General features: G+C 57.3%; 16 protein-coding genes and 1 riboswitch. Of the genes, 9 read left to right on the forward strand and 7 right to left on the reverse strand.

Translation table 11 applies throughout. The annotated features are described in order from the left end of the window. Positions 1-72: 72 nt before the first annotated feature. From ACZ1G7_RS17725 to ACZ1G7_RS17740, 4 genes are all read right to left on the reverse strand, one after another. On the reverse strand, positions 73-957 hold the full coding sequence (locus ACZ1G7_RS17725) for an FAD-binding protein (protein WP_472660705.1): 885 nt from the start codon (positions 955-957) through the stop codon (positions 73-75). Further along, positions 932-1,948, reverse strand: coding sequence for a lysylphosphatidylglycerol synthase transmembrane domain-containing protein (locus tag ACZ1G7_RS17730; RefSeq protein ID WP_472660706.1), 1,017 nt, complete (start codon positions 1,946-1,948; stop codon positions 932-934). The genes ACZ1G7_RS17725 and ACZ1G7_RS17730 overlap by 26 nt, the downstream gene beginning before the upstream one ends. Positions 1,949-2,034: 86 nt before the next feature. Further along, positions 2,035-2,706, reverse strand: a complete 672-nt coding sequence (locus ACZ1G7_RS17735; protein ID WP_472660707.1) for an NUDIX hydrolase — start codon at positions 2,704-2,706, stop codon at positions 2,035-2,037. Positions 2,707-2,749: 43 nt separating this feature from the next. Then, positions 2,750-3,157, reverse strand: coding sequence for a DUF983 domain-containing protein (locus ACZ1G7_RS17740; RefSeq protein ID WP_472660708.1), 408 nt, complete (start codon positions 3,155-3,157; stop codon positions 2,750-2,752). Between the two features lie 175 nt (positions 3,158-3,332). Between ACZ1G7_RS17740 and ACZ1G7_RS17745 the strand changes: the two genes are divergently transcribed. Genes ACZ1G7_RS17745 through ACZ1G7_RS17760 form a run of 4 tightly spaced genes read left to right on the forward strand, consistent with a single transcriptional unit; the run spans position 3,333 to position 5,284 of the window. Continuing rightward, complete coding sequence (locus tag ACZ1G7_RS17745) at positions 3,333-3,800, forward strand: EF-hand domain-containing protein (protein WP_472660709.1); 468 nt, start codon at positions 3,333-3,335, stop codon at positions 3,798-3,800. 50 nt (positions 3,801-3,850) lie between these two features. Beyond that, positions 3,851-4,426 carry an RNA polymerase sigma factor gene (locus ACZ1G7_RS17750; protein WP_472660710.1) on the forward strand — a complete coding sequence of 192 codons (576 nt, stop codon included), beginning with the start codon at positions 3,851-3,853 and terminating at the stop codon, positions 4,424-4,426. Beyond that, positions 4,423-4,794, forward strand: a complete 372-nt coding sequence (locus ACZ1G7_RS17755) for a hypothetical protein (RefSeq protein ID WP_472660711.1) — start codon at positions 4,423-4,425, stop codon at positions 4,792-4,794. Before ACZ1G7_RS17750 ends, ACZ1G7_RS17755 begins: the two co-directional genes overlap by 4 nt. Then, on the forward strand, positions 4,787-5,284 hold the full coding sequence (locus ACZ1G7_RS17760) for a periplasmic heavy metal sensor (protein WP_472660712.1): 498 nt from the start codon (positions 4,787-4,789) through the stop codon (positions 5,282-5,284). Before ACZ1G7_RS17755 ends, ACZ1G7_RS17760 begins: the two co-directional genes overlap by 8 nt. Here ACZ1G7_RS17760 and ACZ1G7_RS17765 read toward each other — a convergent pair. After that, a complete protein-coding gene (locus ACZ1G7_RS17765) occupies positions 5,281-6,600 on the reverse strand; it encodes a diguanylate cyclase (protein WP_472660713.1) in 1,320 nt (439 codons plus the stop codon). The two genes, ACZ1G7_RS17760 and ACZ1G7_RS17765, sit on opposite strands and share 4 nt — an antisense overlap. A gap of 136 nt (positions 6,601-6,736) precedes the next feature. Here ACZ1G7_RS17765 and ACZ1G7_RS17770 point away from each other — a divergent pair, with 136 nt between their 5' ends. Beyond that, positions 6,737-7,015, forward strand: a complete 279-nt coding sequence (locus ACZ1G7_RS17770) for a DUF3572 domain-containing protein (RefSeq protein ID WP_472660714.1) — start codon at positions 6,737-6,739, stop codon at positions 7,013-7,015. Positions 7,016-7,032: 17 nt separating this feature from the next. Here the strand turns inward: ACZ1G7_RS17770 and ACZ1G7_RS17775 are convergent, their stop codons facing one another. Then, positions 7,033-7,479 carry a 6,7-dimethyl-8-ribityllumazine synthase gene (locus tag ACZ1G7_RS17775; RefSeq protein ID WP_472660715.1) on the reverse strand — a complete coding sequence of 149 codons (447 nt, stop codon included), beginning with the start codon at positions 7,477-7,479 and terminating at the stop codon, positions 7,033-7,035. Positions 7,480-7,554: 75 nt separating this feature from the next. Continuing rightward, positions 7,555-7,688, reverse strand: a riboswitch (FMN riboswitch). 79 nt (positions 7,689-7,767) lie between these two features. Between ACZ1G7_RS17775 and ACZ1G7_RS17780 the strand changes: the two genes are divergently transcribed. Then, positions 7,768-8,286 (forward strand): HAD family hydrolase, encoded by a 519-nt coding sequence (locus ACZ1G7_RS17780; protein WP_472660716.1) that lies wholly within the window; start codon positions 7,768-7,770, stop codon positions 8,284-8,286. Continuing rightward, positions 8,219-8,461 (forward strand): HAD family hydrolase, encoded by a 243-nt coding sequence (locus ACZ1G7_RS17785; RefSeq protein WP_472660717.1) that lies wholly within the window; start codon positions 8,219-8,221, stop codon positions 8,459-8,461. The genes ACZ1G7_RS17780 and ACZ1G7_RS17785 overlap by 68 nt, the downstream gene beginning before the upstream one ends. Positions 8,462-8,475: 14 nt before the next feature. Here ACZ1G7_RS17785 and ACZ1G7_RS17790 read toward each other — a convergent pair whose 3' ends face one another. Further along, complete coding sequence (locus ACZ1G7_RS17790) at positions 8,476-9,396, reverse strand: AraC family transcriptional regulator (RefSeq protein WP_472660718.1); 921 nt, start codon at positions 9,394-9,396, stop codon at positions 8,476-8,478. Between the two features lie 251 nt (positions 9,397-9,647). Between ACZ1G7_RS17790 and ACZ1G7_RS17795 the strand changes: the two genes are divergently transcribed. Further along, positions 9,648-9,959, forward strand: coding sequence for a hypothetical protein (locus tag ACZ1G7_RS17795; protein WP_472660719.1), 312 nt, complete (start codon positions 9,648-9,650; stop codon positions 9,957-9,959). A gap of 139 nt (positions 9,960-10,098) precedes the next feature. Beyond that, positions 10,099-10,638, forward strand: coding sequence for a peptide-methionine (R)-S-oxide reductase (locus ACZ1G7_RS17800; protein WP_472660720.1), 540 nt, complete (start codon positions 10,099-10,101; stop codon positions 10,636-10,638). Positions 10,639-10,695 lie beyond the last annotated feature (57 nt).

Genomic DNA, 10,695 nt, shown 5'->3' on the forward strand with positions numbered 1-10,695 from the left:
GCGTTTAACTGGTCCGGCGGCACAACGCATTGAAACTGTATGAAGCCCGCCTTCCCGTAGAGCCGGTTCCAGTCATGGATTCTGATCCAGCGGAAAGAAGAAATCCTGAATAGGCTTGACGCTTGTACGACCGGCTTCAGGTACGCGGCGGAAATAGGCGCTGTTGAAGGCTTTCACGACCGGAGCTGACAGGGTGAAGCCCGGTGCGTTAAAGGGGACGGATTTGCTTCCTTTCTTCGGCGGTACAAGCCCGTAACCGGTTTCACCTTCCTCCAAAATCCCGCGCCCCAATGCGTTTCCGCGGGCGGTCGCGTCGATCCAGCCGACCGTGTAACTCGCTTGCGATGCATCGAGCGCTTCAGCGAATTCGTCAAACCCGTCGATTCGGCGTTCCGTGACCATCATCACATCGCCTTTGCAAGACAATAGCTGAAGTTTAGCCGATGCGATCACCCCAGTTTGTCCAAGCCCGCCGACGGTTGCGGCAAATAGGCCTGGGTTTTTTGATGGTCCGATTTTTTGCGGCTTTCCACCATTGATGAGTGTCAGCTCGACAACATGTTGCCCGAAGGAGCCGACATCATGGTGGTTCTTGCCATGTACGTCATTGGCGATGCAGCCGCCGACGGTGGCAAACCCGGTGCCGGGCATAACTGCTGGCAACCAGCCTTGCGGCGCGAAAATTTTGGCAATTTCGCCGATGCTTATCCCGGCTTCGACGTCCAACACTCCGGTTTCGTGATCAAATCCCAAGATACGGTCCAGCCGCGTTGTCATCATGACGGGCGCGTCTGACTTCAAGCACGCATCCCCATAGGAACGGCAATTGCCGATAGCAGGGCCCGCCCGCTCTGACAGTGCCGCGATCAGGGACGAAACCCGCTCCGGGCGCGCGACAGGCCCGGTGGCCGTTTTCACGCGGCCCCAGCCGCTATAGGTGCGCGTTTTCCAGACCATGTGCTTTCATGCCTTTGTGTGAATTTCGTTCTGCAATCGGAAAGGCGGTGATGCCTAGCACGATGGCGAACCAAAGCGTTGTGATGCGGATAACGGCCATGGCCGGGACCGCAATTTCAAGAGGGACGTTTTGGGCTAGGAGCAGCGCCAACATCGCTGCCTCCGCGCCGCCGACACCACCGGGCGCGCCCGTAAGCCCACCTGCCAAAGTGGCGAAAACGAAAATTAGGGTCGCCGTCGCGAAGCCGATATCTGCGCCCATCCATGACAGCAGCAGATGAAGCGCGTAGCCTTCGGCGCTCCACCCAATCAAGCCGAGCGCGAGCGCGGGCAGCGCGACTGAAGGCGCGCTGAACCGGGCGATTTCCCGTGCGGATTGGCGCAGGTTTGCGAAACGGCGCGGCCAACGGCCGATCATCCGCCACACAAGCGTCACAAGCAGACGCGCCAATCTGGGCCGCGTCACAACCAAGGCAGTCGTAATCGCGAAAAGAGCCACAGGGATCGCGCCCGCCGTCCCGACTTGCGACAGAAGCACAGCGCCGGTCAGCACCAGGCCCATGGACGCGATGTCAAATGCCCGGTCAATGAAGGGCAGGGGCAGGCTGCGTTCAAACGGCCACCCCGACAGGTTGGAGATCCAGCGCAATCGCACCAGTTCGCCGATGCGGCCGGGCGTTACGGTCATCGCGAACCCGCCGATGAAATGCAGAATGTTGTCGCGCATGCGCAGCGGCAGCCCCAGTTGCGTCGCAAATATATGCCAGCGAAACCCACGCAATCCGTAATTGACCAGCGACAAGCACAACAGCAGCACAAATTGGCCAAAGGTGAGTTTCTTGAGCTGATTCAGCGTCTCGTCCCAACCGACCGAGGCCATGAGCCCGGCAAAGCCAAACACGAAAAGGCCCACCAATCCAAACAGGATCCAACGATCCCATTTGGCACGGGGCCTAGTCTGTTGCGCCTCTTGCGGGTGCGGGCTGCTCATGCTCACTATCATTGCACAGTCGGCTATGCGCAGAATAGGGCGGTATTGTGGAACAGTTCCCGCATTTCTGTGAAAGCGGAGCGGTTCTAACCGAGCCGCAGAAATTCCGAGGTCTCAGTGCTGTTGTTGAAAAACGGGACAGATGCGGGCGGCAACGCCCCCTTTGCAAGCGCCGCCACCTCCGCCAAGACGACTTCCGTTATAAAGGGCAAATCGAGGGCTTTTGCCGCGTCAAGATCGACCCAGTGCAAATGACTCAGCTCGTCCTCCGCACCGGAAAAATCATCAAGGTCGCTCAAGGCCCGTTCGGCCTCTACCAGAAAGAAACGCGCATCAAACCGTCTGGGCCGCGCTGGTGGGGTAATCGCGCGGAACATGTAGTGAAATCCCTCTGCCGTCGGGCCGTTTCCAGTTTCGAAGAAATTTCGCCAGCTGTCTGGGGGTGGGGTGTCGGCCTGTATTTTCGTCCCAAACATCAATCCGGTTTCTTCCCAGACCTCACGTATTGCTGCTGCGACAATGGGCTTTGCCAAATCTGGATCTGACCTGAGTGCCAAACGGTCCAGTGTCAACGCGTCGGGCGGCTGGGCAAATGGCACGAGGCTGTCTTCTGGGTCCACAGCGCCGCCGGGAAAGACGTATTTACAAGGCATGAAGGCCGCGTTCTTGCCACGTTGCCCCATCAAAACCTTTGGTTGGGTCGCGGCATCCCGTAATAGCACAACGGTTGCGGCGTCTCTGATCTGGGGTGAGGTCATGGCGGCAGCTTGGCCCGGCTTACCTGTCGCGTCCAGCGTCAATTCAAGCGTCGCCGAACCCGTGCATGCGTTTGGCCCATTGAATGCCGACGACGACCCCTTTCATGCGGGGCAGCAGATACAGGCACAGCGCGACACAAGCGACGGAAAATACGGTTGCGACAATCAGCGGATCAGGTTGGTCGAAATGCGTGAAAGTCATATGCAAAAACGGCGCCATCAGGTGTCCAACAACCAGAATGGTCAAATAGGCGGGCCCGTCATCGGCGCGGTGGTGATACAGCTGTTGCTGGCAAACGGCACATTCGTCGCACACTTTGAGATAGGATTTTAACAAAGGGCCTTGGCCGCAATTCGGGCAGGTCTTTCGCCAACCTCGCAGCATTGCGGTTTTGGTGGACCGTTCCTCGGTGGTGTCTTCCAACGCTTCGATTTGGGTCTGCGTGGCCATATTCGCCCCTTTCCAGATTGAGGGTGTTCTACGCCTATCGGCAGCCAAGTACATAGTCGCCGTGTGTCTTGCGTCGCGATGTCGCAATTTTCTGCGACGGAAACCTGCAGCTCCCGCGTTTGAGGATATGACAGCGCGATGAGGCGCTGAATAATCAAAGGCAAGGACTGACACTATGACCAAGACTTTTACACCTGCGAAGACTTTCCTTCTGGCTGCCGGCGTCGCCGTGGCGCTGGTTCCAGTCGCCGCTTTGGCAAAAGGCGAAGGGCGCCACGGCCCGCGCGCAAGCTTCGAGCAGCTTGACCAGGACGGCAATGGCGAGGTCACGCAAGCGGAGATGGCCGCACAAGGAGCTGCACGTTTTGCCGAGGCCGATGCCGATAGCGACGGGTTCCTTACGAAGGAAGAGCTCTCCGCAAAAATGGGTGAACGCGGCGCAAAGCGTCTGGACCGGATGTTTGAACGCCGTGACGCAAATGCGGATGGCATGCTCAGCCCCGAAGAATTGGCGCCAGATGCCGAACGCGTGGCCGCGCGGTTTGGCAAAATCGACGCCGATGGCAGCGGCGGCATCTCGAAGGAAGAATTCGAGGCCATCAAAGACCGCAAAGGCAAGCGTGCCAACAAGACCAGCGAATAGACCTAGTTGGAATTGCTGGGCCATGCGTGGCCCGGTAAAGCTATCACGGGATGAGTATGGCCTTCGATCAAACTGCAGACATGGCAGATGACGCGCTTTTGGTGCTCTATGCCAATGGTGATCCGGCAGCGGCAGCCGAGCTGACGGCGCGCCTAGCGCCGCGGCTTCTGGCGTTTTGCAATCGGATGCTGCGTGATGTCGCCGAGGCCGAAGATGTGGTGCAAGAGGCAATGTTGCGCTTGTGGAAAATTGCGCCGACCTGGCAGCAGGGCGGGGCAAAGCCCAGCACCTGGGTGTTTCGTGTGGCGTCAAACTTGTGTACCGACCGGCTGCGGAAACGGCGCGGTATCGGGCTTGATGAGATCGCTGAGCCGGAGGATGACCGCCCTGGCGCGGAGGCGCAGCTGCTGCAGGCAGAGCGTTTGTCTGCCTTGGACGCCGCTTTGCAAAGCTTGCCGGACCGGCAACGGCAGGCCGTCATTTTGCGTCATATCGAAGGGCTGGCAAACCCCGAGATTGCCGAGATATTAGAGATTACCGTAGAGGCCGTCGAAAGCCTGACAGCGCGCGGAAAACGCGGGCTTGCTGCGGCGCTCGCGGGTCGAAAGGAAGAGTTGGGACTATGACCGAAAAGAAGCACGATATCGATCTTGAACTCGACGCTTTGTTTGCGCAGGCCCGCGAGGCCGCGCCGCTTCCTACGGAGCCATTGATGGCGCGGATTATTGCGGATGCTGAGGCGGTGCAGCCACGTTTCGAAGTCGCGCCTGCGCAACCGGTCAACAGCCCGCTGGTACAATTGCGCGAGTTACTTGGCGGCTGGCCCGCAATTGGTGGCCTTGTGACCGCGACAGCCGCTGGGATTTATATTGGATTTGCGCAGCCCGCGCTTTTGACCGGGACAGAGGCCGCGTTGAACGACGTGGATTTCTCGATCTCGGCCTTCCTGCCGGGCGACGACATGTTTTTTGAGGAAGGATCGGTCGATGGCTGACACCCCAACCCCTGACACTCAATCCACCGGCGCGCCGCGCCGAAGCTGGCTGCGCATCCTGCTGGTTCTTTCGCTGGGTGTAAATTTGCTGGTGGCTGGGGCTTTTGTGGGCTCCTACGCCGCGAAGGGCAATGGTGGCAAGGATCGCAATCCAAGCGCCCAAGGTGCAGTGGGCCCATACGGGCGCGCGTTTTCCAAGGAAGACCGTGCGCTGTTGCGTGAGAAGTTTGAAGAACGTCGCGGCTCCTTCCGTGAAAACCGCCAGCAGATGCGCGCATTGGGGCAATCTTTGGCGCAGACTGTGCGTGCCACGCCATTTGACGCCGATGCGGTAATGTCGATTTTGGACGCGCAGCGTCTGCTGCAAACCACGATGCAGCAGACGGGTGCCGAGATCATGGTGGACCGGTTAGAACAAATGAACCCGGAAGCCCGCGCCGCCTTCGCTGACAAGCTCGAATCCGGTATCAGGCGCGCGAAAAACCGCTAGGCGGCTTCGCTGACCCGGACCTTGTTGCGTCCGGCTGCCTTGGCGTCATAGAGCGCACGGTCGGCCCGCGCCAACAGCGTTTCAACCTCCTCGTCAATGCCGTCACTATGCATCAATCCAATGCTGATCGTGGCAAACACCTGACGGCCTGTTTTTGGGTCAAGTGTTGGGGTAGACTTGATCGCGTGGCGCAAGCGTTCTGCCGTCGCAACTGCCTGCTCGGATGAGGTAGCGGGCAGGGCGATCAAAAATTCCTCACCGCCAACCCGCGCCAGTAGATCGTCCTGACGCATATTGGCGCGCATCGTGTCAGCAATTTGCGAAAGCACCTTGTCACCCATTGCATGGCCATGGCGATCATTGATGCGTTTGAAATGGTCGATATCCAGCATCAACAATGCAAACTGGTCATTTTCGGACACGATCTGCTCGAGTCTGCGTGCTGCAAAGCGACGGTTAAACAACCCGGTCAAAGGATCGGTCATGGCAAGTCGCAATCCATTCTCAAGATTGCGTTTCACCGCATCGTCGCTTTGCTTGCACGCTGCAAGCGCCTGGGCACGCCAGGCCAACTCCGCCGGTCCTGACTCGTCGGACACGACATTTTCCGCACCCAGATCGAAGGCGCGCGCGACCAATGCGGGGTCGTCGTCGCGCATCGCAGCGACCACGCCTGCGGTGCGCAGATGCCCACCGCTGCGTAGGTCTGACAGCAAGGTCAAAGCCACATTTTCGTTGAATGTGTCGGAAAACAAAACTGCTGCATCGATTTCCGGTGCATCAGGCGTTAGCGCCAGTATCGAGCTGAAGTCATATGCAATATATTCCGTGGGCGCGTCGGGCTCAGTCGCGCGGCGCATCATTGCGGCATGCGCGCGCGCCTTTGGTCTGCTGCTGGCGATCACTGCGATGCGGGATTGGGACGCTGCAGGTACTGTTTGTGCTTGAAATTCAATCAGGAAATTCTTGTCCGGGTGATCGGCCTGTGCCGCTTTGCGCCGCAAAACAGCGCGCAGTTGCGCCAGTAGGACCGGCTCAGCCACCGGGCGCAGCATGATATCGTCAAATCCAGCCTCCAGCGCTTGGACAACGCGCAATTGGGTCGGCGATTGACACATCAAGATGACCGGCAAGTCCCGCGTCTTCGCATTTGATTTCAGATCGCGACAAATGGAGCGCGTTTGTTCTTCGGTCTCGCCGGCGACGGCGTCGATCAGAATCAAGTCGCAGGCCCCTTGCGCCAAAATCGGCTCCGCCTCCGCCATGTCGCTCACCATTGAGACCTGATAGCGCGCAGCGCCGAGTTTGGCTTTCATTACAATGCGGCGGGTCGGCATTGCGTCGATAATTAAAATGCGTCGCCCCATCGTGGTAACAGTCTCCGAACTTGCGTATGCCGATGGGTCAGATATGAGTGAGACTGGTTAAAGAAACCTTTAAGAAAAATATACAATGTCACCGAACGCGGCGCAGACCCTTGCGATACAGGCCCTGGCCTGGATTTTATCCACAGATGATCTTGCGACCGTCTTTATGGGGTCCACCGGCGCAAGCGCCCAAGACATGCGGGCGCAGGCCAGCGACCCGGCCTTTCTGGGGTCAGTTTTGGATTTTTTGTTGATGGATGACGCTTGGGTCACCGACTTCTGTGACGCGGTCGGTTTCGACTACATGGACCCGATGCGCGCGCGCCAGCTCTTGCCAGGCGGCGATCTACCAAACTGGACCTAAGGCAAGGCGGGTCTCGTTTAGGCAGCCGCGCGTGGCTTTAGGGCTTTGCGCGTCTCACCAATCATCATTGCCGCCTGCGCTGCTTCGCGGCCTTTTTCCACGAAATGCGCTTTGTAGATGCCGATGTGATGCGCGGTTTCCTGAAAATGATGCGGCGTTAGTGAGACCGACAAAACGGGCACGCCTGTGTCCATCCCGGCCCGCATCAGTCCGTCAACCACGGCCGATGCCACGAAATCATGCCGGTAGATGCCGCCATCAACGACCAGTGCAGCGCAGGCGACAGCGGCGTACTGCCCCGTTGAGGCAAGCTCTTTGGCCATCAATGGCATTTCAAACGCGCCGGGCACGTCGAATACGTCAATCTGGTTGGGGTCGATCAGCTCTGAAAACCCGACCAAGGCTTGGTCGACAATTTCAGAATGCCAGTTGGCCTTGATAAAGGCATATCGGGTGAGTGTCATTTTGCAGATCTCCTTTCGCAACATCAACACGTCACCAAGGCGATCCCGTTCGAACGCCCCGGACATGGGGCGCGCGCACGCTCTCTCTCATCCGGACTATGACCGTCGGCCCAGGAATTTCACCTGATCTGCTGACCCTCAATCCTGAGACGAGGCGCTCGCGGGCTATCACCGCCGGTGGGGAATTTCGCCCCGCCCTGAGAACTGTTTCAGATGTGTAGGCAAATCTTGTTTTGTGCAAGGGGAATTGCGACACTAGGGTCGCGCAAAACGGCATGAGGCAGTGACATGATCCGCGCAATTCTATTCGACAAAGATGCTACTCTTTTGGACTTTGAAAAGACCTGGGGGGAATGGTCGCGTGCCTTTCTGTTTGGGCTCGCAAAGGGGAACGAGACGCAGTTGCGCCAGATGTCTGATGCGGTGGGTTTTGATCCGTCCACTTTGGCATTTTCCTCCGATAGCCCGGTGATTGCTGGCACGCCGGAGGACAGCGTCGACCTGCTCCTGCCATTTTTACCAGATTGGGACCGTGAGGCGCTGCTCGAACACTCCAATGCTATGTCGCGCGATGTTGTGGTGCATGAAATTCTGCCGCTAAAGCCGGTTTTGGGGCGGCTGAAAGAACAGGTCGCGCTTGGTATCGCCACCAATGACAGCGCCGCCGCGGCATTGCGCCATATGCAATCGCTTGAAGTGGATGACCTGTTCGACGCCATCATTGGTAGTGACAGCGGATATGGCGGCAAACCCGGCCCGGGCATGTGTTTGGCCTTTTGTGAACAGTTGGGATCTCGCGCCCGATAACGTCGCAATGGTTGGTGACAGCGCCCATGATATGAAAGCGGGCAGGGCGGCTGGAATGGTCTGCGTCGGCGTGACCAGCGGATTTGCCAGCGAGGCGGACCTAAACCCGATCAGCGATGTCGTCCTGCCTGATATTTCGTACTTACCCGGCTGGCTCTCGAAGTTGCGCGCATAGGACAGGTGACAGTTTCAAAGCGCTGAGACAGATGCCAGTTTCTTGTAGGAGCCTGGCGAATGGCCTGTTTCGCGTTTGAAAGCGCGGTTGAAGGCGTTTGTGTCAGCATAGCCGGACTTGAAGGCAATCTCGTCAATCGAAAGGGCTTTCTCATCTAGCATGCGGCAGGCAAGTTTGATCCGCCACCGTCGGACGTAGCTCATAGGGGTCAAGCCGGTTGCAAGCTTGAAATGCGCCGAAAACGCTGTTCGCGATTGCCCATACAGTTTGGCAAGATTGTCGACAGTCCAACCCCGACCGGGGTTTTCGTGGATCATATCAAGCACGAATTTGGTTTTGGGGTCCGCCAATGCAAGAAGGTGATCGTCATCATTGAGCGTGCGGTCCATCCAGTTTTGGATTGTGTAGATGCAGAGCATTTCCGTCATGCGGTTTAGAACAATCTCCGATTGATCGGACTGCTCTGAAAGCTCGGCCGCTATCAGATCAGCAACCATTGAAAACCCTTTCGACAGCGCAGGATCTTTGGCGCGTCCGATCAAAAGCTCTGGCAAATTTTCCGTAATGGCGGGCGGGGTGCGTTCTGACATCTCGAAATACCCGCAAAGCAAATGCGTTTGAGTGTTGTCATGTTGAAACTTGTGGAAATAGGAATTTTCGGCGCCTGTGGGGAAGGCCGCGTCTACGGTTTGCCGTCCGGGGGTATCCATGTAGCTATGTGCCTTGCCGTCAGGAATGATCGCGATATCCCCGTCCTCAAGCTTCACGGGGCCTCCTGAGCCCGGCACATCAATCCATGTCGTCCCAGATACGACGATGTGGAAGCGGGCAAGGGTTTCATGCTCAATAATATGCACGCCCCAAGGGGCGGTCAGGTTCTTGCCAATATATGCGGTGCTTTTCACCCGCATCATATTCAATAGGTCTTGGTTCACGTTTGTCATTTCACCGACGTAGAACGAAGTCGCATCACGAAATACAAACGCTGTGGTGAGATCAATAAACCGTGTCTTGATTTATACGAATGGCATGAAAAACGAATTTTTCGGCACTATGGAAATGCCCCTCAACCGATAGCTTAAAATGCGACCGGACCTGAATTCACGCCGTGGGAGCACATAAAAATCACGCCTCTACAGCGCAGAAATCCGTTCAATTCTTCTAAAATACACTCGGAGAAAGACTTATGAGAACCGTACTAACGACCGCTGCTATCAGCCTCGCCATTTCCGCCCCGGCTTTCGCGGACACATCTGCTGCCGAACTTTTCGCAATGAGCAATGCCTCCGCGGCTGAAACAATTGTCAGAGAAACATCGATGGGTGACATCTCCGCCGCGCGTGTGCGGCTCGCTCTGGGCAACATGAGCGCAGCGGAACGCCAGACATTTTTTGAAGCTGACGTGACATCCCGCCAAAAGATCATCGAAAAGACTGTCTTGTTTGGCGACGGCAATAGCGCTGCCGAAATGGCCGCCGAGATCGTGAAGCAAAAGTAATCTGTCTCCGACAGACATTCTGTTGAGACGCCAAAAAGCGAAAGTGGGCCTCAGCGCATGCGGCCCACTTCTTTTTTGACCAAAAACCCACTCCGCACATCAATTGCGGGGGATCGCCAATCCATCGGAGGCCTGCCCAATGAAGTCTAGACTGTCAATTTCCTTAAGCCGCCGTTCATTTTTCGCAGGCGTAGGCGTCGCTGCACTTGGGGCGGGGTCGAGCGCGAAGGCCCGTGTCTTGCCGGGGGCCGATTCAGACTATCAATACGAAGTTCAGCGGTCTGATGCGGAGTGGCAATCCATGCTGACGGCCGAAGAATATGTCATCCTGCGCGAAGGGTTCACAGAGAACCCCAAAACCGGCGACATGTGGAAAGAAGACCGCGCTGGGACGTATCACTGCAAAGGCTGCGACCTGCACCTCTACAACTCTGATCGGAAGGTCATTTTGGACAAAGGATGGGTGTTTTTCTATCACGCCCGCCCTGATGCGGTGATGCTGAATGCCGATGGTATTCCAGCGGCGTATGGTGGTCAAATGGGGACCGGGGAAGACTTGCTGATCGAAGTGCATTGCAGACGCTGCGGCAGCCACCAGGGGCACTTGGTCTTCATCTCGGGCAAGATCACTCATTGCATCAACGCGACCGCAATGAATTTCGTCCTTGAGGCTGCTTAGCGCGTTTCAGCGCTAGAAAACGACCTTACGGGTCGGAAAACGCCGTTCTTGTACGGA

Source organism: Litoreibacter sp. JB4-2 (genome assembly GCF_055693445.1).

Excerpts from the sequence above, each read along its gene's own strand:
- ACZ1G7_RS17765 (WP_472660713.1), bottom strand. The coding sequence starts at position 6,600 with ATGAAAGCCAAACTCGGCGCTGCGCGCTATCAGGTCTCAATGGTGAGC.
- ACZ1G7_RS17780 (WP_472660716.1), top strand. The coding sequence starts at position 7,768 with ATGATCCGCGCAATTCTATTCGACAAAGATGCTACTCTTTTGGACTTT.
- ACZ1G7_RS17745 (WP_472660709.1), top strand. The coding sequence starts at position 3,333 with ATGACCAAGACTTTTACACCTGCGAAGACTTTCCTTCTGGCTGCCGGC.
- ACZ1G7_RS17760 (WP_472660712.1), top strand. The coding sequence starts at position 4,787 with ATGGCTGACACCCCAACCCCTGACACTCAATCCACCGGCGCGCCGCGC.
- ACZ1G7_RS17725 (WP_472660705.1), bottom strand. The coding sequence starts at position 957 with ATGGTCTGGAAAACGCGCACCTATAGCGGCTGGGGCCGCGTGAAAACG.
- ACZ1G7_RS17770 (WP_472660714.1), top strand. The coding sequence starts at position 6,737 with ATGTCACCGAACGCGGCGCAGACCCTTGCGATACAGGCCCTGGCCTGG.
- ACZ1G7_RS17755 (WP_472660711.1), top strand. The coding sequence starts at position 4,423 with ATGACCGAAAAGAAGCACGATATCGATCTTGAACTCGACGCTTTGTTT.
- ACZ1G7_RS17735 (WP_472660707.1), bottom strand. The coding sequence starts at position 2,706 with ATGACCTCACCCCAGATCAGAGACGCCGCAACCGTTGTGCTATTACGG.
- ACZ1G7_RS17750 (WP_472660710.1), top strand. The coding sequence starts at position 3,851 with ATGAGTATGGCCTTCGATCAAACTGCAGACATGGCAGATGACGCGCTT.
- ACZ1G7_RS17730 (WP_472660706.1), bottom strand. The coding sequence starts at position 1,948 with ATGAGCAGCCCGCACCCGCAAGAGGCGCAACAGACTAGGCCCCGTGCC.
- ACZ1G7_RS17775 (WP_472660715.1), bottom strand. The coding sequence starts at position 7,479 with ATGACACTCACCCGATATGCCTTTATCAAGGCCAACTGGCATTCTGAA.
- ACZ1G7_RS17740 (WP_472660708.1), bottom strand. The coding sequence starts at position 3,157 with ATGGCCACGCAGACCCAAATCGAAGCGTTGGAAGACACCACCGAGGAA.
- ACZ1G7_RS17785 (WP_472660717.1), top strand. The coding sequence starts at position 8,219 with ATGGCGGCAAACCCGGCCCGGGCATGTGTTTGGCCTTTTGTGAACAGT.
- ACZ1G7_RS17795 (WP_472660719.1), top strand. The coding sequence starts at position 9,648 with ATGAGAACCGTACTAACGACCGCTGCTATCAGCCTCGCCATTTCCGCC.
- ACZ1G7_RS17800 (WP_472660720.1), top strand. The coding sequence starts at position 10,099 with ATGAAGTCTAGACTGTCAATTTCCTTAAGCCGCCGTTCATTTTTCGCA.